The organism is Polynucleobacter sp. 35-46-11, from assembly GCF_002281105.1.
The window spans coordinates 1-26,161 of sequence record NZ_NCFJ01000009.1; the positions used below are offsets into that span (position 1 = coordinate 1).

The 26,161-nt window shown below is 47.1% G+C and carries 26 protein-coding genes; 6 read left to right on the plus strand and 20 right to left on the minus strand.

Annotated elements, in window-relative coordinates:
* Nucleotides 1-43: 43 nt before the first annotated feature.
* From B7Y67_RS01765 to B7Y67_RS01810, 10 genes are all read right to left on the minus strand, one after another.
* Nucleotides 44-280, minus strand: coding sequence for a hypothetical protein (locus tag B7Y67_RS01765; protein ID WP_015421359.1), 237 nt, complete (start codon nucleotides 278-280; stop codon nucleotides 44-46).
* Nucleotides 277-936, minus strand: a complete 660-nt coding sequence (fdh3B, locus tag B7Y67_RS01770) for a formate dehydrogenase FDH3 subunit beta (protein ID WP_293597053.1) — start codon at nucleotides 934-936, stop codon at nucleotides 277-279. The genes B7Y67_RS01765 and fdh3B overlap by 4 nt, the downstream gene beginning before the upstream one ends.
* 27 nt (nucleotides 937-963) lie before the next feature.
* On the minus strand, nucleotides 964-3,948 hold the full coding sequence (locus B7Y67_RS01775) for a formate dehydrogenase subunit alpha (RefSeq protein ID WP_293597054.1): 2,985 nt from the start codon (nucleotides 3,946-3,948) through the stop codon (nucleotides 964-966).
* 62 nt (nucleotides 3,949-4,010) lie between these two features.
* The gene (locus B7Y67_RS01780; protein ID WP_015421362.1) at nucleotides 4,011-4,232 is read right to left on the minus strand and encodes a hypothetical protein; all 222 of its coding nucleotides are present in this window, start codon (nucleotides 4,230-4,232) and stop codon (nucleotides 4,011-4,013) included.
* Between the two features lie 116 nt (nucleotides 4,233-4,348).
* A complete protein-coding gene (locus B7Y67_RS01785) occupies nucleotides 4,349-4,993 on the minus strand; it encodes a molecular chaperone (RefSeq protein ID WP_293597055.1) in 645 nt (214 codons plus the stop codon).
* Entirely contained in the window at nucleotides 4,990-7,080 is a 2,091-nt protein-coding gene (locus tag B7Y67_RS01790; RefSeq protein WP_293597056.1) for a 4Fe-4S binding protein, read from the minus strand. Before B7Y67_RS01790 ends, B7Y67_RS01785 begins: the two co-directional genes overlap by 4 nt.
* 10 nt (nucleotides 7,081-7,090) lie before the next feature.
* Nucleotides 7,091-7,651 carry a DUF3306 domain-containing protein gene (locus B7Y67_RS01795; protein WP_293597057.1) on the minus strand — a complete coding sequence of 187 codons (561 nt, stop codon included), beginning with the start codon at nucleotides 7,649-7,651 and terminating at the stop codon, nucleotides 7,091-7,093.
* Nucleotides 7,651-8,190, minus strand: a complete 540-nt coding sequence (locus B7Y67_RS01800; RefSeq protein ID WP_293597058.1) for a DUF3305 domain-containing protein — start codon at nucleotides 8,188-8,190, stop codon at nucleotides 7,651-7,653. Before B7Y67_RS01800 ends, B7Y67_RS01795 begins: the two co-directional genes overlap by 1 nt.
* A gap of 6 nt (nucleotides 8,191-8,196) precedes the next feature.
* A complete protein-coding gene (gene apbC / locus B7Y67_RS01805) occupies nucleotides 8,197-9,285 on the minus strand; it encodes an iron-sulfur cluster carrier protein ApbC (protein ID WP_293597059.1) in 1,089 nt (362 codons plus the stop codon).
* A gap of 130 nt (nucleotides 9,286-9,415) precedes the next feature.
* The gene (locus B7Y67_RS01810) at nucleotides 9,416-9,610 is read right to left on the minus strand and encodes a heavy-metal-associated domain-containing protein (RefSeq protein WP_293597060.1); all 195 of its coding nucleotides are present in this window, start codon (nucleotides 9,608-9,610) and stop codon (nucleotides 9,416-9,418) included.
* Between the two features lie 73 nt (nucleotides 9,611-9,683).
* On the opposite strand from B7Y67_RS01810, the gene B7Y67_RS01815 reads away from it, so the two are divergent.
* A complete protein-coding gene (locus B7Y67_RS01815; protein WP_293597061.1) occupies nucleotides 9,684-11,996 on the plus strand; it encodes a cation-translocating P-type ATPase in 2,313 nt (770 codons plus the stop codon).
* Between the two features lies 1 nt (nucleotide 11,997).
* On the opposite strand, the gene B7Y67_RS01820 is transcribed toward B7Y67_RS01815, so the two are convergent.
* On the minus strand, nucleotides 11,998-12,804 hold the full coding sequence (locus B7Y67_RS01820; RefSeq protein WP_293597062.1) for a DUF3047 domain-containing protein: 807 nt from the start codon (nucleotides 12,802-12,804) through the stop codon (nucleotides 11,998-12,000).
* A 47-nt stretch (nucleotides 12,805-12,851) separates the two neighbouring features.
* On the opposite strand from B7Y67_RS01820, the gene B7Y67_RS01825 reads away from it, so the two are divergent.
* From B7Y67_RS01825 to B7Y67_RS01845, 5 genes are read left to right on the plus strand one after another with little or no spacing between them, the layout of a single operon-like run.
* A complete protein-coding gene (locus B7Y67_RS01825) occupies nucleotides 12,852-14,348 on the plus strand; it encodes a glycosyltransferase family 39 protein (RefSeq protein ID WP_293597063.1) in 1,497 nt (498 codons plus the stop codon).
* A gap of 48 nt (nucleotides 14,349-14,396) precedes the next feature.
* Entirely contained in the window at nucleotides 14,397-15,440 is a 1,044-nt protein-coding gene (locus B7Y67_RS01830; protein WP_293597064.1) for a lysylphosphatidylglycerol synthase transmembrane domain-containing protein, read from the plus strand.
* A gap of 18 nt (nucleotides 15,441-15,458) precedes the next feature.
* Nucleotides 15,459-16,718 (plus strand): glycosyltransferase family 9 protein, encoded by a 1,260-nt coding sequence (locus tag B7Y67_RS01835; protein WP_293597065.1) that lies wholly within the window; start codon nucleotides 15,459-15,461, stop codon nucleotides 16,716-16,718.
* Between the two features lie 5 nt (nucleotides 16,719-16,723).
* Complete coding sequence (locus B7Y67_RS01840) at nucleotides 16,724-17,521, plus strand: phosphatase PAP2 family protein (protein WP_293597066.1); 798 nt, start codon at nucleotides 16,724-16,726, stop codon at nucleotides 17,519-17,521.
* A gap of 2 nt (nucleotides 17,522-17,523) precedes the next feature.
* Nucleotides 17,524-18,390 (plus strand): 23S rRNA (adenine(2030)-N(6))-methyltransferase RlmJ, encoded by an 867-nt coding sequence (locus tag B7Y67_RS01845; RefSeq protein ID WP_293597067.1) that lies wholly within the window; start codon nucleotides 17,524-17,526, stop codon nucleotides 18,388-18,390.
* Between the two features lie 9 nt (nucleotides 18,391-18,399).
* On the opposite strand, the gene B7Y67_RS01850 is transcribed toward B7Y67_RS01845, so the two are convergent.
* The 9 genes from B7Y67_RS01850 to B7Y67_RS01890 are packed head-to-tail and all read right to left on the minus strand — an operon-like array spanning nucleotide 18,400 to nucleotide 25,830.
* Nucleotides 18,400-19,050 (minus strand): heme-binding protein, encoded by a 651-nt coding sequence (locus B7Y67_RS01850; protein WP_293597068.1) that lies wholly within the window; start codon nucleotides 19,048-19,050, stop codon nucleotides 18,400-18,402.
* An 11-nt stretch (nucleotides 19,051-19,061) separates the two neighbouring features.
* Entirely contained in the window at nucleotides 19,062-20,006 is a 945-nt protein-coding gene (locus B7Y67_RS01855; protein WP_293597069.1) for an LD-carboxypeptidase, read from the minus strand.
* On the minus strand, nucleotides 20,003-20,458 hold the full coding sequence (gene tadA / locus B7Y67_RS01860; protein ID WP_293597070.1) for a tRNA adenosine(34) deaminase TadA: 456 nt from the start codon (nucleotides 20,456-20,458) through the stop codon (nucleotides 20,003-20,005). Before tadA ends, B7Y67_RS01855 begins: the two co-directional genes overlap by 4 nt.
* Nucleotides 20,459-20,466: 8 nt before the next feature.
* Nucleotides 20,467-20,931, minus strand: coding sequence for a 6-carboxytetrahydropterin synthase QueD (gene queD / locus B7Y67_RS01865; RefSeq protein WP_293597071.1), 465 nt, complete (start codon nucleotides 20,929-20,931; stop codon nucleotides 20,467-20,469).
* Between the two features lie 41 nt (nucleotides 20,932-20,972).
* Nucleotides 20,973-21,626 (minus strand): 7-carboxy-7-deazaguanine synthase, encoded by a 654-nt coding sequence (queE, locus tag B7Y67_RS01870; RefSeq protein ID WP_293597072.1) that lies wholly within the window; start codon nucleotides 21,624-21,626, stop codon nucleotides 20,973-20,975.
* A 28-nt stretch (nucleotides 21,627-21,654) separates the two neighbouring features.
* Entirely contained in the window at nucleotides 21,655-22,353 is a 699-nt protein-coding gene (locus tag B7Y67_RS01875; RefSeq protein WP_293597073.1) for a hypothetical protein, read from the minus strand.
* A gap of 5 nt (nucleotides 22,354-22,358) precedes the next feature.
* Entirely contained in the window at nucleotides 22,359-23,057 is a 699-nt protein-coding gene (locus B7Y67_RS01880; protein ID WP_293597074.1) for a hypothetical protein, read from the minus strand.
* Between the two features lie 56 nt (nucleotides 23,058-23,113).
* Nucleotides 23,114-25,009, minus strand: coding sequence for a radical SAM protein (locus B7Y67_RS01885; RefSeq protein WP_293597075.1), 1,896 nt, complete (start codon nucleotides 25,007-25,009; stop codon nucleotides 23,114-23,116).
* Nucleotides 25,006-25,830, minus strand: a complete 825-nt coding sequence (locus B7Y67_RS01890) for a ferritin-like domain-containing protein (RefSeq protein ID WP_293597076.1) — start codon at nucleotides 25,828-25,830, stop codon at nucleotides 25,006-25,008. The genes B7Y67_RS01885 and B7Y67_RS01890 overlap by 4 nt, the downstream gene beginning before the upstream one ends.
* Between the last annotated feature and the right edge of the window lie 331 nt (nucleotides 25,831-26,161).

Sequence of the window (26,161 nt, forward strand, 5' to 3'; positions counted from 1 at the left end):
ATATCCTTAAACGTTTTCGTTTTATTTATTGTTGTTTAACTGATCACTTAGCGCGTGAATACTCAGATTGCTTCTGATTGCGCTTGTTAATCGCCTCCGTCCAACTAGCTTGATCACCTGGAGTCCAACCCTTCGTCATAAATCCGTTGTCAGCACCCATATAAGGAGCTACATCAGGACGCTTTGCAGCTTTCGCTGCAATTTCAGGAGGTTCGGAGCAAGCTGCCAGCAAAGCACCAGCCGCTAAACATACGCCGAGAGTTTTGAAATTGAATTTCATGACTTTGCTCCTGGAATTTTGTCAGCAGGTGTTGGCTTAGGTGCAGGTGAGCCTGAAGGGCCGTAGGCCGTAGACCAACCAAAGATGTCGTTACTTGGATATCTGCCATTCGCTTCACGAACTGAAACACGTTTAGCATAAATAGAAGAAATCACTTCGTCATCGCCACCAATTAAAGCTTTTGTTGAGCACATCTCAGCACATAAAGGCAACTTGCCTTCTGCCAAACGATTGCGACCGTATTTCTCAAACTCAGCAACGCTTCCATTGGCCTCTGGACCACCACTACAGAAGGTGCACTTATCCATCTTGCTGCGTGAACCAAAGGCGCCTTGACTCAAGAACTGAGGTGCGCCAAACGGGCAAGCAAAAGAGCAGTAGCCACAACCGATACAGATGTCTTTGTCATGCAAGACCACACCCTCGTCGGTGCGATAGAAACAATCTACTGGGCAGACAGCCATACAAGGCGCATCTGAGCAGTGCATACAAGCAACTGAGACAGATTTCTCTTGACCAATTACACCGTCATTTACCGTGACAACACGGCGACGGGTAATGCCCCAAGGTACTTCGTTATCGTTTTTACAAGCCGTGACACAGCCGTTGCACTCAATGCATCGTTCTGTGTCGCAGATAAATTTCATTCTTGCCATGGTGTTCTCCTGACTTTATTTTTTAACTTAGGCAAATTTTTCGATTTGGCACATGGTGGTTTTGGTTTCTTGCATCATCGTTACCATGTCGTAGCCATAGGTCGTTGCAGTATTCACCGCCTCGCCTAGAACTACTGGGGAAGCACCCTCTGGGTAATATTTACGCAAGTCGTTACCTTGCCACCAACCGGCAAAGTGGAATGGCACGAAAGCTGTGTCTTGGTCAACACGTGGGGTTACCAACGCACGAACCTTGATCTTGGCACCCGTTGGTGACTTAACCCAAACATAGTCCCAATGCTTAATGCCTCGAGATTCTGCAGCCTTAGGATTGATCTCCACAAAGTTTTCTTGTTGCAACTCAGCCAACCATGGGTTGGAACGAGTTTCGTCTCCTCCACCTTCGTACTCAACTAAACGACCAGAGGTCAGAATAATTGGGAACTTCTCGTAGAGCTTCTCATTCAAGTTCTTATCCTGAACTGTTTTATAGAGAGTCGGCAAGCGCCAGAAATTCTTCTTGTCCGCAGATGTTGGGTACTTACGCATCATTGGAGCATTGGTACTGTAGAGCGCTTCACGGTGAGTTGGAATGGCGTCAGGGAAGTTCCACACTACCGCACGAGCTTTCGCATTACCAAATGGATGGCAACCGTTTTTCATCACAACGCGCTGTATACCACCCGAGAGGTCGGTCTTCCAGTTTTTACCTTCGGCAGCCTTTTGCTCATCTTCAGTCAGCTGATTCCACCAACCGAGTTTTTTCACGAGCACGTGGTCAAATTCTGGGTAGCCAGTAGTAATCGCTGAACCCTTAGAGTAAGAGCCATCTTCAGCCAACAAATTCTTGCCGTCTTTTTCCACGCCAAAGTTGGCACGGAAGTTACCGCCACCTTCCATCACACTCTTACTAGTGTCATAGAGATTTGGTGAGCCTGGATGCTTGATAGCGGCGGTGCCGTAGCAAGGCCAAGGCAAGCCATAGTAATCACCTGTTGTGTCATAACCAGTTACTGGATCAACACCGCCACGTGACTTCAAGGTCTTAGGATCAAATACGCCAGCCATTCTCATGTGCGCTTTTAAACGCTCAGGAGTTTGACCGGTGTAACCAATTGTCCAAACTGAACGGTTGATCTCACGCAAGATATCTTCGATCTGCGGCTCTTTCCATTGCTTACCAGCAAATTTGGAATTGAGCATCTTGTAATTCTTTGAAAGCTCTTGACCAAAACCAAGCCGATCTGCAAACGCTTGCATGATCACGTGGTCAGGAACAGACTCAAACAATGGATCGATTACTTTCTCGCGCCACTGCAATGAGCGGTTTGAAGCTGTGCATGAACCTGTTGTCTCGAACTGAGTTGTAGCTGGCAACAAGTAAACATTGCGGTTCTTGTTAACAGAATCACCCTCTGCAGGCGGCATAGCTGCCATTGCCGCAGTTGCACTTGGATATGGGTCAACAACAACTAGTAAATCCAACTTATCCATCGCGCGCTTCATATCAAGACCGCGAGTTTGTGAGTTTGGTGCGTGACCCCAGAAGAACAAACCTTTTACATTGGTCTGCTGATCAATCATGTCATTCTTCTCAAGCACTGCGTCAACCCAACGAGAAACCGTAGTACCGGATTTCTCCATCATGTCGGGCGCATAGCGACCCTTGATCCACTCGTAGTCAACACCCCAAACAGTTGCGAAGTGCTTCCATGAGCCCGCTGCAAGACCATAGTAGCCAGGTAATGAATCTGGGTTAGGACCAACGTCAGTTGCACCTTGAACGTTATCGTGACCACGGAAAATGTTTGCGCCACCACCGGACTTACCAATGTTGCCTAAAGCCAATTGCAGGATGCAAGACGCACGAACCATAGCATTACCAATGGTATGCTGTGTTTGACCCATGCACCAAACTAGAGTGCTTGGGCGATTCTTGGCCATTGTTTCTGCAACTTTATAAACCTGCGCCTCTGGAACGCCGCAAGCCTCTTCAACGTTCTTAGGAGTCCACTTTTCCATCACTTCTTTGCGGATCTGGTCCATTCCGTAGACACGGTCATTGATGTACTTCTTATCTTCCCAACCATTGTTGAAGATGTGATACAGAACACCGAACAAGAATGGGATATCTGAACCAGAGCGAATGCGAACATACTGATCTGACTTCGCTGCAGTTCGGGTGTAGCGTGGGTCAACTACGATGACCTTGCAACCGTTTTCTTTGGCATGCAACAAGCTAAGCATAGACACTGGATGCGCTTCTGCAGCGTTAGAGCCAATGTACAGAGCTGCTTTGGCATTCATCATGTCGTTATAACTATTGGTCATCGCACCATAGCCCCAGGTATTTGCAACACCGGCAACTGTTGTGGAGTGACAAATACGGGCTTGATGGTCTGTGTTATTGGTTCCGAAGAAAGAAACCCACTTACGCATTAAGTAAGATTGCTCGTTATTGTGTTTTGATGAGCCAATAAAGAAGAGTGAATCAGGGCTGTACTTGCTACGCAAATCTTTCATCTGCGCAGTAATTTCAGTCAAAGCTTGATCCCAGGAAATGCGCTGATATTTACCATCAACCAACTTCATTGGGTAACGCAAACGGAAGTCACCGTGGCCATGCTCACGCAAAGATGCGCCCTTAGCGCAGTAAGCACCCAAGTTAATCGGGGAATCAAATGCGGAGTCTTGACGAACCCAAACACCATTCTCAACAGTAGCATCAGTGGCGCAACCTACGGAACAGTGGGTACAAATTGTTCTCTTAACTTCAATTTTGCCCTTGCCGTCCAGCATAGCCTTGCTTTGCTCAGCAGAGGCTTTTTGCACCAATGTTAATTGGCTTGCCGCAATACCAGCACCTACGCCGACACCTGAGCGCTTGAGGAAGGTACGACGATCCATCGTTGGTACCGCAGACTGAAGCCCGCGTGAGAGGCTACCGATGAGGCGTGATGCAGGCGTAGCACGACTGCTTTGTGGGGTATTGGATTTACGAGTCAGACTCATATGTTGTCCCTGAGAAATATTTTTATTTAATTATTTGGAAACGACTTCATTAATAACTGGATTTAAAGCATGGTGGTTTCGTAGTACTTACGAATGTGCGCAGACAACTGATAACCGTCATCTTTGCCTTGAACAGTACTGCCAATTTCTTGAATTACTGCCTTACCAATTGAAGTTTGCGAAGCAACAGCAACAGCACCAACAGTGGCACCCGCTCCGATAAAAAACTTTCTGCGTGAAGGCTTGTTTTCTTCGTTTACTGCAGTTGCGGATTTAGTAGTCATCGCATGCTCCTAGTTAGTACAAATTTGATATAAGTCAAAGTGTAATTGGTAATTGTATTTTTTGCATATTTGGAATTAATTTTTTTCTAGGGGTTTTCCTCTTGTGCAGCGCAACATTAAATCATGTCAAAACTCTGCCCTTCGATGGCCAAAAATTCCCTGGTTAAGGCAGCGACTGGGTGATAGAGATGCATATCTGGAATACCTTCTATCGCATCGCACAATTCGTCATACCAGGTGCGGATATGGCTATTGAAAAAGGCGCGCTGGTTTGTGAGGTTGGAAATCTCGACATCATCCCCTGCTATGAGGTATCTCATGACCTCACATAAGGCCGATAGATGATCTTCTGTCTCAGTGACCTCTTCAGCCGATTCCAAACCAAAAGTATCTAAATCGCGGCGTATATCCACCAAAGGCTTCTCGTTTAAATGGCCAGCCATATAGAACGAGCCATTCAAAATCACATTTGGGCGACCTACACTAATGAAATTGCGATCAAACTCCTCATGCCAGGCTTTGGCAGGGTTGTTTTTAGCAACTTCAACCACGCTATGCCAAACCTTGGCTAGCGGAGCATCTTCGGCCTTTGTCTCTTCTCCATCCGGAATAGAAGCTGCTATTTGATCCAATAATTCCTGATCGGGCGGCTGATGAAAGAATCTAGCAATCAAACCATATAAATCTGCTCTGGCCAAATCCTCTGGTAGCCCTACGTCACCAATCTTAGTAGATGCGGCTTCTTTTATCTGTTCACTCATAACTCTTTCTTCACCATATCGACAACACGACAATCACTGCACATCTTCAGTCTATCGAGCGCCGCGCCAGCAAATGCCCCATGCGCACCCAATTTCACCAACATCAAATCCACCATCTTTGCCGTTCCAAATACTTTGCCGCAGCTGATGCAATGGAAAGGTTTGGTTTCGTTAATCTCTACTTTTTGCTTGCGCTCTTCTACCGTCTTCAAGCGAGGCGCCAAGACCAAAGCTTGCTCCGGGCAAGTTTTGACACAGATGCCGCACTGAACGCACTGCTTTTCAATAAAGGAAAGCTTGGGTTCATCCAGGTTGTCTAGCAGCGCACCCTCAGGACAGCTGCCGACACAAGACATACAAAGCGTACAGGCATCCTTATTGATGTTGAGGCCACCCAAGAAAGAAGATTTAGGCAGAGCAACCCCGCCTGCAGGAAGCGGTGTTTTAGCTTGCTTTTGCAAATGCTCCAATACCATCTCAACGGTTTCACGTTTTTGATTACCAAGACCAAAGCTAGCAGGTGAACAAATCGCTGGCAGAGCGCCGCGCTGACGCAGCTTGGCCATTGCAGCAGATGCCGGTTGTAGATCTTCCGCGGAGTCGAGTTGTATTAGCGAGAATCTGGCATCAAAACCATATGCTGACAAAATAGCATTACCCAAATCAGCCTGTGTTTCGAGTGCAGCACGATACGCTGGATCCTCATCGCCAGTCAGCAATAAAACCACTTCACCAAAACCATAGCTAAGTGCACCAAGCCATAAATCCAAACCAGTGGAGGCAATATGCTCTATGCCATAAGGCAATACGAAGGATGGCAAAGCCTCATATTGCTTTGGTCTTAAGTGAGCCAAGCGTCCTAGAGAATCTAGGACTTGAGTTCCAGTCTTGAGTGAATGCAACAACAAGGCTGGTGCTTGCACCTGTTTGATCTTGGCACTCTCAGCAGTAAACACATTGGCAAGAGTTTTAATTTCCCTGCCTTGATGAGTCACGCTTGGGTAGTTGTAGCGCATTGCGCCAGACGGACAGACTGTTGAGCACGCACCGCAACCCATACATAAATTCGGATTGACCTCTACGGTGCCTTGCCCATTTTTAAACAAGGAAGATATAGCGCCTGTAGAACATACATCGATACAAGCACTGCACCCCACTTTACCGTTACGACCGTGCGCACAAATCTTTTCGGTATAGGCAAAATATTTAGGCTTTTCAAACTCACCAACTAAACCCAGTAATTGGCTTGCAACCAAAGATTGCTCGAGTGGATTCTGACCAGGGGCGAAGTAACCTTGCGGTGTTTGGCTCATGCGCATCTGCGGATCAGTGCGCAGATCCATAATCAAATCAAACTCAGAACTACGCTGACGCTCTACGCGATCAAAGTTAATCGCACCAATACCAGCACATGCCGTGATACAGGCGCGATGGGATTTACATTTATCTAAATCAATCTGAAACGATTCATCAATCGCGCCCTCAGGACATACCTCAACGCAAGCTCCACAGCGTGTACACATCTCCGGATCGATTGGGTTTTGCAGGTCCCACTCCACGGTGAAATTACCGAGATAACCCTCGAGCTTGGTGATGTTGCCTGTATAGATCGGGAAGTTTCTTGCGATAGGCATTGCGCCAGGTTTAGTACATAAAACAGAAACATCAAGAGAGTCGCTGAGTTTTGCAGCCCAAGGCAAAGCTTGATCACCAGGCCCAACAATGAGTAAGCGGCCTTGGCTTTCATAGTTCACTACTGGAACAGGATCTGCCTCTGGCATATCTGCCAAGGCAAGCAATGCAGCAATCTTCGGCATGGAAGATTTGGCTTCTTGAGTCCAGCCAGCCACCTCACGAATATTTACAAAGCGCAAAGGCGCCACCAAGGGTTTTTCAGATTGCTCGGCCAACTCACCAAATAAAGCGCGCTCTTGAGTGCACGCGATAACAATCGAATCACTACCATCAAATGCTTTGAGGACCGAGCTAACTTCTTGTCTGCATAAGGAGGTATGAATGGTGACGCCCAGCGCCTTTGAATCCAAAGGCATGGTTCCGTTGCAATTACAGACTAATTTTTGACTCATCGATTTCTTCTTAACTGGTTTTCTTATCCACGGATAAGGGGTCTTTATCCCCCACTTCCTGAATAGGCGTTGGTGTGGATGTTAAATCAGTCTGGGGAGCTAGGGGTAAAGCCTGTTCCTCCTGCCCAGAAACTGGATTGGCAGAAGTTTGTGTGCTCGGGCCATTCTCCTCATCATCTTTACGGAAGATGTTGAGCATGTCTGACTGCACCATGCGCTTGAGCATTTCCAAAGGAATGGGATCTGGCTTGGAGTAATCGTCAATATAGATATCCAGGCCGTCCATGATGTTGAAGTGAGGATCTGAAAACATCTTCTTCATAGCCGCCTGCTGGACCGCAGGATCTACATCTGGCTTCATAAAAGCCGAAAAATCAGGGGCAAAGCGGTCTATTTTCTCGACGTCCTCGAGTGTTGCCGATGGAGGAGTTTCTTGAGCATCGGCATTGAGCTTGTTTGCCTCTGAACTGGATGCTAATTCTTGCTTAAGTTGATCACTTGGTTTTTTCTCGGGCTCGAGCTGCTCTCCAGACTTGAGGCGCGACCAACGATTCAGGAATCCGCCAGCCATTAATCCTCCAACCCACGATTGGCGCCTTTGAATGATTCAGGACGATGTCGTTTCTTAGGTTCAGGACGGTAATGCTCATTGACATACTCTTGCAACCAAGAAGCGTGCTCTGACGATAGAGGGATGTTGTCCACTGATTCACCGCCATCCAATAAGCGCCCTGCTTCGTTGTAACTTACACAAATGCGGTGCGGGACAGCAATGGTTGCTTCCGATTTGGCTAACTCGATAGACTGAGTATCAATATAGCGCTCAATGTCTTCTTCTAGACGCCACATTACAAACCAGCAGGGTTGGGTTGCGGATAGGTTGAGGTAGTATCCCTCACCTTCGTCCGGAAAAAGATTAAGTTCATACCCGGTAAATAACCAAGACTCACCTTGATCATCACGACCTAAAAACTGGCCAACAATTTTTCCCTCATCAGCAGATGCATTATTGAATTGCCCAAAATCTGGCAATACCTCCTGAGGCACCCACCGATAGGAAATCCAGGGGTTATCAACAAACTGCTTACGCATGAGAACTGCAAAACGCATAAGGCCTCAGGTGTTCTGAACCACGATATTAGGAAATTTACTACTCATATCTTTTGACAGCGTTGCTACTTTAATGGCAACCTGTCTTGCAATCGTCTTATAGATTGCACTGATTGCGCCATCAGGATCAGCCACCACTGTTGGGCGCCCTGCATCAGCCTGTTCACGAATAGATAAATTCAGGGGTAAGGAACCCAAAAAGTCTGTGCCATATTCTTGACACATCTTCTGACCACCACCTGTACCAAATACATGCTCTTCATGGCCGCAACTTGGGCAGACATAGGTACTCATATTTTCAATGATGCCCACAATCGGAACGCCAACCTTCTCAAACATCTTGAGGCCCTTACGTGCGTCAAGCAAAGCAATATCTTGAGGAGTGGTCACAATGACCGCGCCAGTAACAGGCACCTTCTGAGCCAGCGTCAACTGAATATCGCCAGTACCCGGCGGCATATCCACAATCAGGTAATCCAGATCGCGCCAGCGAGTCTGACGAAGCAGTTGCTCTAAAGCAGAGGTGACCATTGGGCCACGCCACACCATCGGTGCATCATCATCAATCAAGAAACCAATTGAGCTTGCCTGAAGGCCGTGACCTTCCATCGGCTCCATCGTGTTTTCTTCAATGGACTCGGGTCTGCCTGTAATGCCGAGCATCATCGGTTGACTTGGGCCGTAAATGTCTGCATCCAACATGCCGACTTGCGCTCCTTCGGCAGCCAAAGCTAAGGCAAGATTGACTGCAGTAGTTGACTTTCCTACCCCACCCTTACCGCTGGCTACCGCAATAATATTTTTTACATTCGGCAATAGCTTGACTCCGCGCTGAACCGAATGCGCAACGATTTGGCTACCGATATTCACGCTGACATTTTTCACTTCAGGCAATTCGCGGAGCACAGCAATCACCGATTTACGAATAGCATCAAACTGACTTTTTGCTGGATACCCCAGAACAATGTCTAGACTGATATCTCCGCCCTCTACACGAAGGTTTTTGACTCTCTTTGCCGACACAAAATCAATTTTTGTATTTGGGTCAACCAAGCCTTTTAATGCTGTTTGCACAGCCTCTACAGTAAGCGCCACCGACTTCTCCTAAGATAAACAATCCCGCGAGGGAACCTCAATAAGGTCTATTGAGATGTATTTCGAATAATGGAATAGTAGGTAGATTAACCGCACCTGCAAAAAATTGCTAAAGCCGGATTTTTTAGGCTTATTGAGATACTGGAAATCCTGCATCTGTGATCAGCTGTGCTGCTAGCTCAGGGGAAAGCCTGGTTTCCAGGTTTACCAACTGGGTTGCTAGGTCCACCTGAACTTGAGCCTGAGAGTCTTGAGCCTGAATAGCTCGGGTAACGGCATTGATGCAGCCACCACAAGTCATCCCTGAAACTTTGAGCGTAAACATAACTACTCCTTCAAAACTGTCAAAATGCGGTTGTTGGTGGCTTTTTTTCACCTTGCAGTAGATTATCTTCTACATGAACCCCCAAAAACAGACCAATTCAGAGTTTTTTAGCCTCGATATCGGTGGAATGACCTGTGCCTCGTGCGTCAGTCGCGTAGAGAAGGCTTTGGATAAGATTCCTGGGATAGAAGCCGCTAGCGTTAACTTAGCCACCGAACAGGCTAGAGTTCGGATAAAACGTGGCGCATCTAACCTCGCAGAAATCATTGCGCTAGTTAAAAAGACAGGTTACGAGGCTAAAGAGAGCTCCGTTCGGGGTAATTTGGATCAAAAAAGAGTCAAGTCATTTTGGGCGGCTGACGGTTTGGGTCGTGTCGTCTTGAGCTTCCTGCTTTCTGCGCCACTCTTCTTACCGATGTTCTTCATGCCTTTTGGTGTTCACTGGTCTTTATCAGGCTGGTGGCAACTCGCCCTAGCTACACCAGTGCAGTTCATTTTAGGCTGGCGTTTCTACGTGGCAGGCTATAAATCCTTAATGGCTGGTGCGGGCAATATGGACTTACTAGTTGCCCTAGGCACCAGTGCTGCCTATGGGCTCAGCCTTTATATTTTGCTTACCTCAAGCCATGCGCATGAACTCTACTTTGAAGGATCGGCGGTCATTATTTGCATGGTCTTATTAGGCAAATGGCTAGAAGCGCGCGCCAAGCAACAAACCAGTGAAGCGATTCGCGCCTTACAAAAACTCTGGCCTGAACATGCAAAAGTTTTAAACGCTGATCTTGAACTTCAGAGTAATGCGGGTGTAGATGAGGACAAATACCGCGACTTACCCTTGGATCAAGTGCTACCTGGGGATCGGGTATTCATACTTCCTGGTGAGCGCATTCCGGTTGACGGTGTCATTTTGTTGGGCGCTAGCCACGTTGATGAATCCCTGCTCACCGGTGAAAGTGAGCCCATTAAAAAATTAATTGGGGCAAAAGTAATTGGTGGCGCATTAAATGGTGAGGGTGTGCTGATAGTGGACGCTCAAGCAGTTGGCGTTGAAAGCGTGCTTTCGCAAATCATTAACTTAGTAGAAGAGGCGCAAACACAAAAGGCGCCGATTCAAAAGTTGGTGGATCAGGTGAGCGCAATCTTTGTGCCTACTGTAATTATTCTTGCGCTCATTACTGGTATCGGCAACTGGCTTTACTTAGAGTCCATCTCCATCGCAATCTTGCGCGCCGTCTCGGTTCTTGTTATCGCTTGCCCCTGCGCACTTGGCTTAGCCACTCCAGCAGCAATCATGGCTGGCACTGGTATAGCCGCACGCTTTGGCATTCTGATTAAAGATCCACAAGTATTGGAGTTGGCCCATAAACTCAATGTCGTTGCGTTTGATAAGACTGGCACATTAACCATTGGTAAGCCACGTATGCTTGCCCTCCTTCCTTTTGATCAATCATCTACAGATATTGATCAAATTCTCGCTAGTGCTGCAGGCCTGCAATTAGGAAGTGAGCATCCTTTGGCTAAAGCGCTCCTGGATGCATCCAAAGAAAAAAGTGTCACGCCGATTGCTGCCTCATTGAATAAAGGCTTACCGGGCATTGGAATTGAAGGCATGCCCTCCGCGGGTCCTTTCATGGGTCAAACGCTTCGCCTGCAAAGTGTGGCCTCCCTGGAAGCTAGCAGTCAATACACTCTCATTTTGCAAAAGGCGCAAACCTGTTTTGAGCAGGGTCAGACTGTTTCCGTTCTGATAAATTTAGGTAGCTCAGGTACGCAAGCGCCAACTCCAATTGCTGTAATTGCTTTTGGAGATGAGCTCAAGCCCAATGCCAAATCAGCGGTTGATGCATTGCATGCATTACAGATTCGTACAGTAATGCTCTCTGGCGATAATGTAGCTGCTGCAAACCGCGTAGGAAAAAGGATCGGCATTGATGAAGTCTTTGCTCAAATCATGCCCAGCAATAAAGCAGAAATCATTCAGCAACTACAGGGCACTACTAAGAGCACTACTAAGAGCACTACTCAGGACAAAAAACATTATGTAGCGATGATTGGTGATGGTGTGAATGATGCGCCTGCATTGGCGATGGCAGATGTTGGCATGGCAATGTCTACTGGCACTGATGTAGCAATGCAAGCTGCTGGAATTACATTGATGCGCGGAGATCCCACTCTAGTAGCCGATGCGATTGATATCTCCAAGAAAACTTGGGACAAGATTCGTCAAAATTTATTTTGGGCATTTGGATTTAATACGATCGGTATACCGATGGCAGCTTTGGGTTACCTATCGCCCATGCTAGCCGGCAGTGCGATGGCACTCTCTAGTTTCTGCGTATTGAGCAACGCTCTTCTCTTGAAGCGCTGGCACCCCAAGCACGCTTGAGTTATTTCGGATTCTTGCGAACTAACTCAATGTCACCGTAGAGGGCACGAGTCTCCGATTTAGTATTGTCGGTATCAGTCAGAAGCGCAATGCCGATGACATTGCCTGCCGCCTCACCATAAGCCAGCTTATAGTCCGCCGCTAGATCTCGCTCATGTTTTTTCCACTCACCCAAACCTTCCCAGCCAGAGTCAACCACAATCATCTTTACTCGAGACGTGTGCGCATTGTTCAAAACGGTATTGACTGAATTCTTACCTGACCATACATACATTACTGTGGCGTAAGGCATCTCTTGGCCACTGATTAAGCTGGCCATCTCAAAGGTCAGCTTTTCTTTTAGAGGCAGCTTTGACTTATTGCCATCGAAGGCTACCAAGATGCGCAGTGGTGCATCGTCATGCTGACTTTCTGCATTATCCGCTTGCGGTATGGCCCCTACCGCCCTCCACTCCCATTGCAGCCATAAGTTTTGAGCTGAACGGGGCCGAAGTTTTACTGCAAGCCCAGAAGCTGAAGTTTTGGAATTGGCTGCAAGCACTGTTCGACCTTGATATTTCTCAAGCCGGTAAATAGTGTTCTTTTTATAAGGTGCTATGCGATAGAAATGCCAACCATTTGGCATCCCATCGCGCGGCTTCTCAGCAGAGAATTTCGGCAAATCCTCCTGGGCTGGCAACTGGTCGGCATTAAATGCTTGTCCAGCCTCATTCTCGATTGAATTACCAGTGAGCCCTGCGCAACCGGCTAGAGCGATGGCTGTAGCAGGCAACAACAGCAGGGATCGAAAGCGGTTTTTTGTGAGCATCTCCTGAATTGTCCCAAAGAATGGGGTGCTAAGTCTAAAATCGTGCAATGCGCCATCAATCACACTCAAGCTGGGCCGTCATCAGCATCTGCATTGCTGCGGTGGTGCATTTTGCCCTTGGCTTCTCAATTGAGTTTTCTGTCGATGAAGCTCATTACGCCTTATATGCAAAGCATCTTGCTTGGAGTTATTTTGATCACCCACCATTAGTGGGTTGGATCCAGTGGCCACTAGTTGCCCTGACCTCATCCGAGGGAATCATTCGCCTAGTTCCAGAATTGCTTTGGGTGCTTTCTGCTTTCTTGGTCTATCAAGTGACAGTAGAAATTCATCGCTTGATACAGGGGCGTCATGCGGGCTACCTCACTACTACCCTTCCTTCAGCAAACCTGTGTGGACTCATGGCTGTTTTAGCAATCATTGCAGCCCCACTGCCCCATGTTTTAGCAATTGGTCTATTACCAGACACGCTACTTGCCCCCTTAAGCCTTGGTTTGATGTTGATGGCTTTGCGCTGGACCCGAAAAGATCACTTCTTGCTTGCTGACTGGGTGATCACCGGCTCCATACTGGGCTTGGCAGGGCTTAGCAAATACACCGCTGCATTTACCGCATTTGCCTTGCTCTTTGTTTTCTTGGCCTCACCGAAGAAAGCCTGGATCAGTAAAGCGGGTTTCTGGATAGCTGCAGTAATCGCCTTACTCTTCATTAGCCCAGTGCTGTATTGGAACTGGATCAATGATTGGATCTCGTTCAAATATCAAATTGCTCATGGTAGTGGTGGCACTTGGGCATGGCGTAGGGTCGGCGCTTTTATCGGTATTCAGATTGTGTGCTTTGGACCTCTATTACTTTTAGGCGTCTATACATTCATTAAGAACTGCCTCCACTCACAGAAGGCCATTCTCATTGCCTTACTGAGCTTCTTCGTCATTCCCTTTGCGATTTTTGCATCGCTGTCTGGAGGCGGCAGCCTACCCCACTGGACCACACCCGCGTGGTTTTGCCTGGCGCCATTTGCTGGCATTGGTCTAGCTAAGGCATGGGCTTTACAACATCGCATGGCAATTCGTATTTTGCTTACTGGGCAATTGCTCATTTGCTTGCTGGGCTTTGGCTATGTTTTAGCGGGAGGGGTGAATACTGCTGCCATCAAGTCCAATCCAATTGCGGACCTCTATGGCTGGAAGATTGCCGGAGAAAAAGCAGCTCAGTTAGCTCAGGCCACCAAGGCAAACGGTATTGCAGTACAAAACTGGACTTTAGGTAGTCGCGCCGCTTGGTATGCCCTACCCCTTCCAGTCTTTGTGCTGGACCAACGGCGGGACCAGTTTGACCTTTGGTTTGGGCAATTACCAGTCGGAGCAAGCGTTGTACTCATCAATTGGTCGGGAATGGCTTTTAAGCCTCCTTTAGGCGGCGATCTCGCCTTTGAGCTATGCGAACCCCTAGACAGCCAAGAAATCATCCGGTTTGGGCAGGTTTTATCCAAGTTTGACTTCAGCCTCTGTCGCAACTGGCAGGATGCTGGTACAGCACATTAATTCCTAAAATTCAATACCTTAGGAGTCATAGGCATTATCCTTACGCCTATGAGTTCACAACCCCAAGCCACCCCAAAAGCCACATCTGGGTGGAAAGCAATCCTCAAGCGGGCTTGGCCCACGATTCGTATTTTGTTGTCTGTCGCCCTCCTCTGGAAAGCAACCAGCGGAATTGATTGGCACGCACTCCTAGATTCCGATATTCAAATGCAGCCTTGGTGGTTTTTAGTCGCAGGATTCACAATGCTCTCAGCGTTTGTTTGCGGTGGTCTGCGCTGGGGATTTTTAATGCGTAAAGTTGGATTTCAGGGAAGTATGACCAATTTTGTCGCACTCTACTTTGCTGGCGGATTGATCAACCAAGGATTGCCGAGCACACTTGGTGGTGACAGCTATCGCGCTATTACTGCAACCCATTTAAATAGTAGCGGCAAGTTGACCGAAGAAAAAGAGTTGAGTGAGGAGCTTCATCACTCCGTTGACCTAGAGCATGCCACCCCTAAACTGCGTCTGAGTTTTTCCATGGTTCTAGTCGACCGACTACTTGGCTTGGCTGGAAACAATTTGCTCGGTGGGCTTGGCCTCATTCTGGGTGGTGCCACTTTGGCTACCTGGGGAATAGACTTGGGTTATGCCGTTACTGGCGTCATGATTTTTGCTGGCCTGCTGATTACTGCAATTTTGGCCTGGGGTCCTAGCTGCAATTTGCTGCAAAAACTATTAGACCGCCTACAAATGAATCATGCTCTACCTGGTATCAAGCTGGCCTTTTCTTGGCCTATGAATATGGCTCAAGCTGCATTTGCAATTGGCATTCATTCCCTCACTATTTTGACGCTGCTCTTCTGCCTCAAGGCTTATGGGGTCGATGCTCCTATTGAAGCCCTCATGATTGGCTTGCCTGCACTCAGCCTCTTATTAATGCTACCGATCAGCATCTCCGGCTGGGGCTTGCGTGAAGCCACACTCTCTTCAGTACTGGCGTTGTGGGGTGTTAGCCCCTCTATGACCGTACTAGCATCCATTAGCTACGGCGCAATTACCGTGTTATCGGTATTGCCTGGCGCTTACTTTTTATTAAAACGGAAGTAATTCTTTTAGAGCCACACTATGAGTATTAGCGTTAACACCATGCGTGCCATCGACCATTGGGTTGGAGTCCCCCTCTGCGCGGTAGCAAGTCCGATAGTTGCTCTGATTGATGGCATTAAGAATATATTTAGCCCCAGTCAAGACGCGCCGCGTAAGCTACTTTTTATTGAATTATCAGAAATGGGTAGTGCGATTTTGGTAGACCCAGCCATGCGTAACGCCCAGGCTCGTGGTGCTGAACTGTTTTTCCTGATCTTTAAAAGCAATCGCGCCAGTCTCACTTTATTAAATACCGTTAAGCCTGAGAATATTTTCACAATTGACTCTTCAAGCTTGGGCGGCCTAATCAAAGACACGCTCAAATTTTTACTACTGGCTCGCAAGCACCGCATCGATACCGTCATTGATTTGGAATTATTTTCTCGCTTTACCGCATTACTTACCGGCCTTTGTGGTGCACGTTGCCGCGTGGGTTATCACATTTTTCATGGTGAAGGCTTGTGGCGTGGCTTTATGTTGACTCGCAAAGTCCATTACAACCCACACATTCACATTACTAAGAATTTCCTATCCCTTATTCATGCGGCATTTGCTAAAGAGATTGAAGTGCCGTTTAGCAAAATACATATTGCTGATTCAGAAGTTCGTTTGGAACAAGCGGTAATTGATCCAGTCGTATTGAACAAAGTTCGCGAGCGCATTGAGAAACTCAGTGAGACTTTTGGCATTCAATTTAAGCAAGGTAAGCAACGCCTCATTTTGGTAAATCCCAATGCAAGCGACTTATTGCCGCAAAGGCGCTGGGCACAGCAACGCTTCTCCGAACTCATTCAAGGATTGAGCCAGCTGTATCCAAATGATCTCATTCTGATCACCGGCTCCCCAGCTGAATTTGAGTATGTTGAAAAAGTACGCTCAGTTGCCAATGTCAAAAATGCGTTGAACTTTGCAGGCCAAGTAAGCTTCGCAGAATTGCCGCCGCTCTACACGCTATCTGATGTGATGGTGACCAACGATTCCGGGCCTGGTCATTTTTCTGCTGTTACTCCGCTGCGCACAGTCGTCCTGTTCGGGCCAGAAACCCCGGCACTCTATGGTTCTGTTGGTAAATCAATTTCGATTACCGCTAATCTAGCATGCTCCCCGTGTGTCAGCGCAGCCAATCATCGCAAGACACCTTGCCATGACAATGTCTGTATGCAAGCCATTACCGTCCCTCAAGTATTAGAGAAGATGGTGCATCAACTCAATGAAGTCGATCAAGGGCAAGTACGTTAATTGGCATGACTGAGCAGCGTAAATCGACTTTAACAATTGCATCAATTTGGGTTTGGTGTGTTCCACTGCTGCCCCTGGGTTTAGCAATCACCATTTACTTTGGTGAATTACAGACGCCAACGTTTTTATTCATCAATCGTTATACGCAGATTTTTCCTGACACCCTATGGACTTGGCTTACCTTGATTGGCAATGGCTGGGGCAGCTTTGCTCTATGCTTTCCACTCTTACTGTTAGCACCTCGATTACTCTGTGCTGGACTATTGGCATCTCTGATTGGTGGTGCCGTCAGTCAAATCATTAAACCATTTTTGAATTTACCGCGACCCGCTGGAGTGCTTTCTTTAGAGGATTTTTACCGAATTGGTGAGCCTTTGTTGCACAGAGCCATGCCCTCTGGACATACGCTCACTGCTTTTGCTGTGGCTTCTGGAATCTACTTTGCTAGTGATCGAGATAAAAGAAGCTCTTTATGGTGGATCTTCATCATCGCTGGCTTTGCCGGCATCTCTCGAAATGCACTTGGTGCTCACTGGCTCACCGATGTTCTAGTAGGTTGCGCTATTGGCCTATGGTCTGGAATGCTTGGAGCAGGATTAGCTAGACTTATTCCGGAAGCGCAACTAGTCGCCAATAAGATTGGGCCGCGCTTACTTGCCCTCGGTGGTCTCGCAACCATCTACGTACTGCTCACACAAACCCTAGACTCAACCCTCAATCAATCCTTACAGTATGCTTGTGTGGCATTAATCAGCATTACCTTAGCTTTATTTATTAAAGCGCAAAAACCGAGGGCTATATAAAGATGTTTAGCTATCGCCATGCTTTCCATGCAGGTAGTCATGCCGATATTTTGAAACATCTCGTAATGATTCATTTGGTGGAGTATCTCCAAGAAAAACCGGGGGCTCTGACTATTGTCGATACCCATGCAGGTGCTGGCATCTACAGTCTGATTGATGGCTTTGCAACAATCAGCAATGAGGCAGATCAAGGCATTCACCGTTTGGCTAAATTTGCGCAGACTAACTCCGTAAGCCCTGGCATTTCCAATTTTCTCGAGTACATTCAGGCAGAGAATGCTGTCGATGAGATTACGATCTATCCTGGCTCACCATTTATTTTGGCTCGATTACTCAGAACGCAAGACCGTCTGAAACTCTTTGAGTTGCACCCGAAAGAGATTGATATCTTGCGCCACAACATCAGCGAGCTCAAGCAAGCAAAGCAAATTGACATCTATGCAGAGGATAGCTTTGCAAGACTAAAGGGCTTGATGCCACCACCTAGTAGGCGTGGACTTGTTTTAATTGATCCCTCTTACGAAGATAAGCAGGACTATCGTTATCTCGAAACTACGATGGAGGAAGCGCTACATCGTTTCGCCACCGGATGCTATGCAATCTGGTACCCATGCCTTTCCCGAAGAGAATCAGCAGGTCTACCTGATCATCTGAAAAAGATTGCGGCAGCCCATAAACGCTCTTGGTTACATATTGAGCTGCGGGTTGAGAATGCCCCTAAAGAGCGTCGGCTTCAGGCTAGCGGCATGTTCATCATCAACCCACCCTGGACTTTAGAAAAGCAATTAAATGAAAGTCTGCCTATTCTTGTGAAAGCGCTAGGGCAAGATGGTGGTGCCAGGTTTGTATTAAAGGGTTTTGAGGCTTAATCCAGGACCTTAATCCTGCACTTGAATCATCACTTCGTTACGACGCATGAAAGGCAGAGTCCAGGGTGGGTTATAGCGAGCAAACTGAGGTTCACCAGTTGGCTTTAAATTCTTCAGCTTGATCCAATCCCGCAATGCCTGAGTTTTTTCTTGCACCTTCTCTTCGTTGTAAAACCCTGAAAAGGTAATTACCGCTCTTTTCTCTGCAGGTACTTCTCTTATTTTGACTTTTGGATCTAAGGGTTTTGGCAGGCTAGCTAAGGTGTACTCCGCAGGCATCACAAACGACACCATCCATTGATTGCCTGCATTGTCGGGGGACTTGCTGCTCTCAATTCCTACGGGGGCAGTCATCGCAATCTTTGCACCCTCATTTTGATCACTGGATTCAATGCCGACAGGTGTGGTCATCGCAATTTTTTCAGATACCTGATTTTTTCCAAAGATATAGGCGGCAATTAAGCGAAATCCTTGACTAGAGGCAGCATCTAAATCACCGTCTACTTTGACCTCTGCCACAATGAGGGGTGCATAGGCACGCAATTCAAATGGTTCTGATTTCTCGAGAAGAGTATATTTTGGTTCTTCGGTTGCCATTGCAGCGCTCGCAATCAATATGCTAGTTAGAAATGCCAATACTCGCAAAGGGAATTCATTCATGGTGAGGTTTACTACCACTGAGACTGAATAGTAAATCCTGAGACACTATGTTCAACGTGCGCTTGCGCACCCACTGGCAAAGTCATCTTCTCGGCTTGGTGCCCAAAGGGCAAGCCGGTCAAGATGGGAATACAGTCAGGAAGGCGCTTGCCAATAGCCTCGATCGCGCTTTCTAGTGTGTAACCACGATCATTGTCATACAGGCGATAGGCTGAGAATCCGCCCAAGAGGATAGCGCTTTGATTACTCAATATGCCAGCATCTAATAATTGCATCAACATCCGCTCAATCCGATAAGGATGTTCATTCACATCCTCTAGAAACAAAATCCCGCCTTGAGTTTGCTGTTTACTTGGCAAGTAAGGTGTGCCAACTAGACCTGCAAGTACCGTTAAGTTTCCACCCCAAAGCATTCCCGATACTTGGCCTGCGGCAGACTTTTTTAAGAAGGCTTGATTGGCCTCAATAGTGCAATCTAATTTACGTTCGTTTATGGCTTTTTGAAAATGCGTCCACATGAATGCATTGGGAATAGCGCTGTCACCCTGTTCACCCTGACAAGCAAAATCAAAATTCAGCATGGGGCCTGCCAAAGTGACCGCACCAGTTTTTGCCAACAAACCCAACTGGAAGACTGTGAAATCACTATGTCCACAAATCTGTAGGCCGTCTTTAATAGCGCTGGCAATCGCATCCCACTCAATATCTGGAAGTAGGCGAAGTAATCCATAGCCACCGCGCATTGCCACAACAGCAATCTCGGGGGAGAGCTCAGCAAGTTGATTCATTTCAGCCAAACGCTCAGCATCAGAGCCAGCAAAACGTTGCTCGATTCGGTTTACACAAGCAATATTGAGAACCTCGATGCCTTGCTGTTTGAGCCACTCGATTCCAGCCAATGGACTGCGAGGATCTAGACTAGCTCCTGAAGGAGCAATCAAATGAATTTGCTTCAACGCCGCTCCTTAAAAAAATTGCGCAGTACCTGACCGCACTCTTCGCTCATGATGCCACCTTCAACTTGGGTCTGGTGGTTAATCTGCTTTTCTGAGAATACATTGAGTACACTGCCTGCAGCACCCGTTTTAGGATCCGCGGCACCAAATACAACACGATCAACCCGAGCATGAAGCATCGCTCCAGCACACATGGTGCAGGGCTCAAGCGTGACATAGAGAGTAGTACCGGGTAATCGATAGTTAGATTCATTTGAAGCGGCAACGCGCAAGGCCATCATCTCAGCATGGGCGCTAGGGTCACTGTTGCTAATTGGCCGATTAAAACCAGTTGAGATAACTTGACCATCTCGCACCAATACTGCGCCGACCGGCACTTCGCCGGCGACTGCAGCGAGCTTGGCTTGATCCAAAGCTTGCTGCATAAATTGGCGATCAAGCTCTGCTTGCATATCGCTTCTTAAGAGTGAGAAACGTCAGCCCAACAATTGGGGGTTTCATAAAGACGAATAGATGCCAGCTTGAGTCGACCATCGAAGGCTTTTTCAAAAATAGGTTGCAATACTCTGAAGGCGGCGCTAGCTAAGTTCTCAACAGTAGGAACATGCTCCATGACTACCGTCTTGTGATTCGGAATGGAATTTAAATAATCCACTAATCCAGCATCTTCTTTGGCCACTAAAAATGCATGGTCCCAAGGCTCCACTACGTATTGATTAGTAAGGCGCTTAATATCCCCAAAATCTAAGACCATGCCATCATCTGCTTTACCCGGATGGTCAGCAATGACACCAGTGAGCGTGACTTCAATTGCATAACGATGACCATGTAGATGACGGCACTGCCCATCATGGTTCGGAATGCGATGTCCTGAATCAAACTCAAGTCGACGGGTAATGAAGATAGCTTCTTGCTTAGTGGTCATGATTACTTTTCTAAATACTTAAATATCGCTTGGTGGAGCTACTATCGAATACCGATCATTTTATGGGTCTGAACACTCAAACGCCATAAAGGTCGCTTTTGACATAGGCGTACTGCTAATGCGAGGTTTTCTTCTAGGTTTGGACCATCCATGGCCTGCAAGAAGCGATTGCGATAATCCATCTTCTCAAATCGGGCCAATAAATTCTCAAGGGAACTATGGCCTTGCTGAGGAATCACTACCTTAATCTCATCAGCCTGCAATACCACCAACTCAGAACCAGTCTTAGGGCTCACACATATCCAATCAACACCCTTAGGAACCTTGATAGTTCCGTTGGTCTCAATGGCAACAGCAAAGCCTTTGGCGTGTAAAGCATCAATTAAGTTGGTATCGAGTTGCAGCAGTGGCTCGCCACCAGTAAAAACGACATAACGCTGTTGTGGTCCCGCTGAGGTACTGTTCCAGACCTCCTCGATGGTGTCCGCCAACAGGGAGGCGGTTTCAAACTTACCGCCACCTACGCCATCAATTCCGACAAAGTCGGTATCGCAAAATTGGCAAACTGCAGTAGCGCGATCTTCTTCGCGACCGCTCCAGAGATTGCAGCCGGCAAAGCGACAAAATACAGCCGCACGACCAGCGTGGGCGCCTTCACCCTGAAGGGTTGGAAAGAGTTCTTTTACGGTATACATAGCTATGTACTGATTTTAAGCGCTTTACTTACTTCCAGGACACAAGCTCCCACTCTAAGTAGTCTTCCCAAAGGGCATTGCTCCAAAACATACCAGCCCATAGATAGCGTCCATAGCCACGTCTGATAACCCAACGACCGATTTCTGGGGAAAACCAAACATCTTCTTGACGATAGTTAGCTATCCGAGAGAAGTCATTGCTGGAGAAGAATGGCGCCTCATTTTGATACTTCAAGACCGGAAATTGCCCGGCGGGCACGCCGACACCCTCCCACTGAAGCGCCGTTACATTTAATCCCCAGTAATAGTCGTTGTCGGGATAGCCGACCACTTGATAGCGATCGCGATAGAAACTAGACCATCCTGGGACGAGTTGCTCCGGCCATAAGGGGATCGACTTCAAAAACTTTTGAGGGGGGTTCCAATGGGGATCCTGCAAGACATAACCCCAAGGCTGCTGGATTTCATCGGGGAGCGGCCCTGCTTTTAGCCCACTTCGCTCAATGCGAATCTGGGGTCCAACAGAAACCACCCTCTCAGTAACAATATCCACCAACTCTTGGTTGAAGACATTACGCACGTTGTAGACCCACTGCTGCCCTACTTGTGGCGCCCTCACCTTCGGAGGGTTAGTGGGTTGAGGTAAAGGCGTGGAAGTTGGGTAAGGCTGACCAGATATACATGCCACCAATAAAGCTGGCGCCAGCAATACTAGCAGTCTTCGCATTGCGTTTATTTGTAGGCGCTGAGTTGCCATTGATAGCTACCCTCTAAAATCACTGCGCCAATTTGCCCCTGAATTTGATAAGAGCCAGATGTTTCACGCGCAACCCAGCGACCAATCTGCGGAGCAAACCAAACTGTTTCTTTGCGAATGCAATCAACCTTGTTGGGATCATCACTCTCATAATTAATTAAAGTCTGAAAACGCAGCGCTACAAACTCTCCTGCAGGAACGGTAATTTTTTCCCAGCCTTGCACACTCATATATTCCTGCCAGTTCATTCGTGAGTCTGAGTAACCAGCAATGTTGTACTTGGTATTAAACTGTTTTGCCCAGGTAGTAGATAGCTGCTCAGGCCAAAGCGGCAAAGATGGGCTGAAGTTCAACAAGCGCGACCACTGCGTATCTGTGGAAACCATTCCCCACGAAGTCTGAATTTCACTAGGCAAGCGAGCCCCATCAGCAGTCATGCGATCAATCACAATAGTTGACCCAATATTAGAAACACGCTCAGCAATCACATCTAAAGTTTTTCCATCAAAGATATTTTTCTTGATGTAGGTCCACTCTTGTCCAATTTGTGGAGGGCGAACTACTGGCAGTGGCTTTGGCTGAGCAACTGGAATACCGCGCTCATAAGAAAGTCCACCACAAGCAACTGGAGCTAAGGCGGCTAACATGATAAAAGTGCGACGAGATAAATTCATATTGCTACCCATAGTGATTCAATGAGAGGGGTTGGATGAATCAAGTATATGTATGTTTATTGATGCTTGAGTGCTTTTGCTATTTTATTGCGCCCTACCGAGGTTTTTGGAATACCTGACACATCAAACCACTTGTCGGCATCCTCCTCAAAGCCTACGCCATGCATAAAGTTGTAGATCGCCTTTTTGAGACCAAGACCAAGAAGATCATGATCCACCCCCGTGGGGTCTATAAAGCCAACATCATTCTTAGCAAAGCTGATGGGGGGCAATGGCAGCAACTCAATTCCATAAGCCTCCGGATCAAGCCCTACCGGAGAATGTATTGTGCACGTAAATCGATGGAAGAAGCCGCTCTGAATGCAGCCATTTTCAAAAAGTTGGCGAACGTATTCGAGTGAGTCGACAGTCTCTTGAACCGTTTGCGTTGGGAAACCGTACATGAGATAAGCGTGCACCAGGATTCCTGCATCCGAGAATCCTTTGGTTACTTTAGCAACCTGATCAACTGAAACACCTTTTTTCATGAGATCAAGGAGTCTATCGGAAGCTACTTCTAGCCCGCCGGACATGGCAATGCAACCGCTTTGTGCTAACAACTCACAGAGCTCAGGCGTGAACGTCTTTTCAAAACGAATATTCCCCCACCATGAAATCACTACCTTACGACGTATTAATTCTTCGGCAAGGGCTTTCAATATTTTTGGGGGTGCTGCCTCATCTACAAAGTGAAATCCACTCTGCCCAGTCTCAGCAACGATTGCCTCAATACGATCAACCAAGAGGCTTGCTGAAGCAGTTTCATAACGAGAAATATAATCCAAGCTGACATCACAAAAACTGCACTTTTTCCAATAGCATCCATGAGCAACCGTGAGCTTATTCCAGCGCCCATCACTCCATAAGCGATGCATGGGGTTAAGCATGTCCAGTAGCGATAAATAGGAATTCAGTGGCAACCCATCCCAAGTGGCGGTTCCGACATCCTCAAACGGAATATCTGGTTCCTGCCAATTGATGTAACGAACCTCATTACTACTGGTGCGGATAAATGTTCGCACTAGTCTTTCGGCGGAGCACTTACCATTTAAGTGCTCCAACAGAGCAAGCAAGGGTCGCTCACCGGAATCTAGGGTGATGTAGTCTACAAAATCAAATATGCGTGGATCCGTGAGCTCACGCAACTCCGTATTCACGTAGCCACCACCAAGGCCAATCTTGATGTGGGGGTAATGTTGCTTGATGGTTTGGGCAATTCGTAATGCGGCGTACATTGCCCCCGGGAATGGTACTGAAAGCAATACCAAGCTAGGTTGATGCTTTTCAATGGAAGACTTTGTTAGGCCTTGTAAATGTAAATCCATTAATGTGGGGCTTGCTGCCAAAGCATCTGCTAAAGGCGTAAACGTAGGCTGACTGCCTGCCAAAGATTCTGCATAGCGAACAAACTCAAAGCGCTCATCTACTGCATCACGCAGAACATCGGATAAATCATTGAGATACAGAGTAGCCAAATGACGCGCCCGATCCTGAGAGCCCAGTGCGCCAAATGCCCATGCCAATGAATCGCCACCCTCTTCCTCATCATAGGCATCAAGAGATGCAAATCGTGGACCTTCAGGCAATAAAGTACGACTGTTGATGCGATGGGCAAGGGTACTATCGCGGCCTTGTAAAAAAGCAATGGCTAAAGTGATAGTGCTCTGGTAATCCGCAAAGTAATCCAGGAAGAAGTTGATGCTTGCACTGCGATTTTCTTCAGGGAGTTTTAAGGCTTGGTCTTTAACCTCTAATAAACCCTTCTGAGTAAAGAAACCTAGAACCAAGGCTAATGCTAAGTCCTCTTGAACAGCATCAAAACCACGTGATCGTAGAAAGCCAGTGAGATAGGCGGTCGATGGATACGGCGTATTGAGCTGCGTCATCGGCGGAATGAGACTCAGAATCTTCATGCCGCTTGCATCCGTTTCTCACTAAGAGATTCCAGCAACTCTAATTCCTCAGAAGTAAAGCCAGCTTGCTCACGGGCATCAAAATTAAACGGCCCCCTCAAGGTGGGCGCACGGTATTTTTCAGCCAAGTCTCGATAAGTCGCAATCGGGGATAAGTTGTCATTGACGCACAAGAAATTAAACCAGCGATTACCAACAAGGACATGGCCAATCTCATCATGGAGAATGATTTCTAGAATTTCAACAGCGCGATCATCTTTGATCTGCTTGAATCGATCCCGAATCTCCGGAACCGCATCAAGACCTCTTGCTTCCATTGTTCGGGGGACTAGGGCCATTCGGGCAATGACTGAATCAGTAGTTCTCTCAACCATCTCCCACAAGCTATTGTGGGCTGGGAAATCGCCATAACAAAATCCAAAGGACTGCAAATGGGCGTTGATCAAACTGAAATGGTAGGCCTCTTCTTTTGCCACTCTGAGCCAGTCTTCGTAATAAGCCTTAGGCATATTCGGAAAACGCCAAATGGCATCTAAAGCAAGATTCATGGCATTAAATTCGATATGTGCCAAGGAGTGCCAAAGAATAGCTCTCCCCTCAACCGTATCCATTTTTCTTTTAGGAACAAACTTCGGCGCCACTAAATCGGGCTTAGTAGGTCGTCCAGGAAGTTGAATATCTTGACTGGCTAGACTGCTAGGAATATGTAATACGATTTGTTCAACCTGATAGTCATCGAACAATTTAAGCAACTGACTAACCTTGGATTGCACATCGGTATTTGCCAGTATTGCGAGGGAAGTTTCTCGTAACTCAAGCATGGTCATGGGTAAAGGCGGACTGAAGTCGCCTATTCCCACTCAATAACAACGTAAGTTTTTTTATGTTTTAAAACAAGCACTTACGTTCTCCAATATACCAGTGTGTAACTTTTGTGCTAGTACGAACAGCAAGCCCAATAGTTATGTGCATCTTAAAAGTTATGCAATATCAACAGTTTAGCGGATTAGTGGTTACACATTGTGCAAATGTTGAAGTAACAATATGTTGCAGTAATAACAAAATGTGTTGTACATTAATTTTATTAAAAAATATATAACTAATGCTGGGAATTAAAAATGAACGGAATCGCTAGATACGACGACAGAAACA

Bases quoted from the DNA above. Each gene is read 5' to 3' on its own strand.
- B7Y67_RS01765 (WP_015421359.1), bottom strand. From the start codon at position 280: ATGAAATTCAATTTCAAAACTCTCGGCGTATGTTTAGCGGCTGGTGCT.
- fdh3B (WP_293597053.1), bottom strand. From the start codon at position 936: ATGGCAAGAATGAAATTTATCTGCGACACAGAACGATGCATTGAGTGC.
- B7Y67_RS01775 (WP_293597054.1), bottom strand. From the start codon at position 3,948: ATGAGTCTGACTCGTAAATCCAATACCCCACAAAGCAGTCGTGCTACG.
- B7Y67_RS01780 (WP_015421362.1), bottom strand. From the start codon at position 4,232: ATGACTACTAAATCCGCAACTGCAGTAAACGAAGAAAACAAGCCTTCA.
- B7Y67_RS01785 (WP_293597055.1), bottom strand. From the start codon at position 4,993: ATGAGTGAACAGATAAAAGAAGCCGCATCTACTAAGATTGGTGACGTA.
- B7Y67_RS01790 (WP_293597056.1), bottom strand. From the start codon at position 7,080: ATGAGTCAAAAATTAGTCTGTAATTGCAACGGAACCATGCCTTTGGAT.
- B7Y67_RS01795 (WP_293597057.1), bottom strand. From the start codon at position 7,651: ATGGCTGGCGGATTCCTGAATCGTTGGTCGCGCCTCAAGTCTGGAGAG.
- B7Y67_RS01800 (WP_293597058.1), bottom strand. From the start codon at position 8,190: ATGCGTTTTGCAGTTCTCATGCGTAAGCAGTTTGTTGATAACCCCTGG.
- B7Y67_RS01810 (WP_293597060.1), bottom strand. From the start codon at position 9,610: ATGTTTACGCTCAAAGTTTCAGGGATGACTTGTGGTGGCTGCATCAAT.
- B7Y67_RS01815 (WP_293597061.1), top strand. From the start codon at position 9,684: ATGAACCCCCAAAAACAGACCAATTCAGAGTTTTTTAGCCTCGATATC.
- B7Y67_RS01820 (WP_293597062.1), bottom strand. From the start codon at position 12,804: ATGCTCACAAAAAACCGCTTTCGATCCCTGCTGTTGTTGCCTGCTACA.
- B7Y67_RS01825 (WP_293597063.1), top strand. From the start codon at position 12,852: ATGCGCCATCAATCACACTCAAGCTGGGCCGTCATCAGCATCTGCATT.
- B7Y67_RS01830 (WP_293597064.1), top strand. From the start codon at position 14,397: ATGAGTTCACAACCCCAAGCCACCCCAAAAGCCACATCTGGGTGGAAA.
- B7Y67_RS01835 (WP_293597065.1), top strand. From the start codon at position 15,459: ATGAGTATTAGCGTTAACACCATGCGTGCCATCGACCATTGGGTTGGA.
- B7Y67_RS01840 (WP_293597066.1), top strand. From the start codon at position 16,724: ATGACTGAGCAGCGTAAATCGACTTTAACAATTGCATCAATTTGGGTT.
- B7Y67_RS01845 (WP_293597067.1), top strand. From the start codon at position 17,524: ATGTTTAGCTATCGCCATGCTTTCCATGCAGGTAGTCATGCCGATATT.
- B7Y67_RS01850 (WP_293597068.1), bottom strand. From the start codon at position 19,050: ATGAATGAATTCCCTTTGCGAGTATTGGCATTTCTAACTAGCATATTG.
- tadA (WP_293597070.1), bottom strand. From the start codon at position 20,458: ATGCAAGCAGAGCTTGATCGCCAATTTATGCAGCAAGCTTTGGATCAA.
- queD (WP_293597071.1), bottom strand. From the start codon at position 20,931: ATGACCACTAAGCAAGAAGCTATCTTCATTACCCGTCGACTTGAGTTT.
- queE (WP_293597072.1), bottom strand. From the start codon at position 21,626: ATGTATACCGTAAAAGAACTCTTTCCAACCCTTCAGGGTGAAGGCGCC.
- B7Y67_RS01875 (WP_293597073.1), bottom strand. From the start codon at position 22,353: ATGCGAAGACTGCTAGTATTGCTGGCGCCAGCTTTATTGGTGGCATGT.
- B7Y67_RS01880 (WP_293597074.1), bottom strand. From the start codon at position 23,057: ATGAATTTATCTCGTCGCACTTTTATCATGTTAGCCGCCTTAGCTCCA.
- B7Y67_RS01885 (WP_293597075.1), bottom strand. From the start codon at position 25,009: ATGAAGATTCTGAGTCTCATTCCGCCGATGACGCAGCTCAATACGCCG.
- B7Y67_RS01890 (WP_293597076.1), bottom strand. From the start codon at position 25,830: ATGCTTGAGTTACGAGAAACTTCCCTCGCAATACTGGCAAATACCGAT.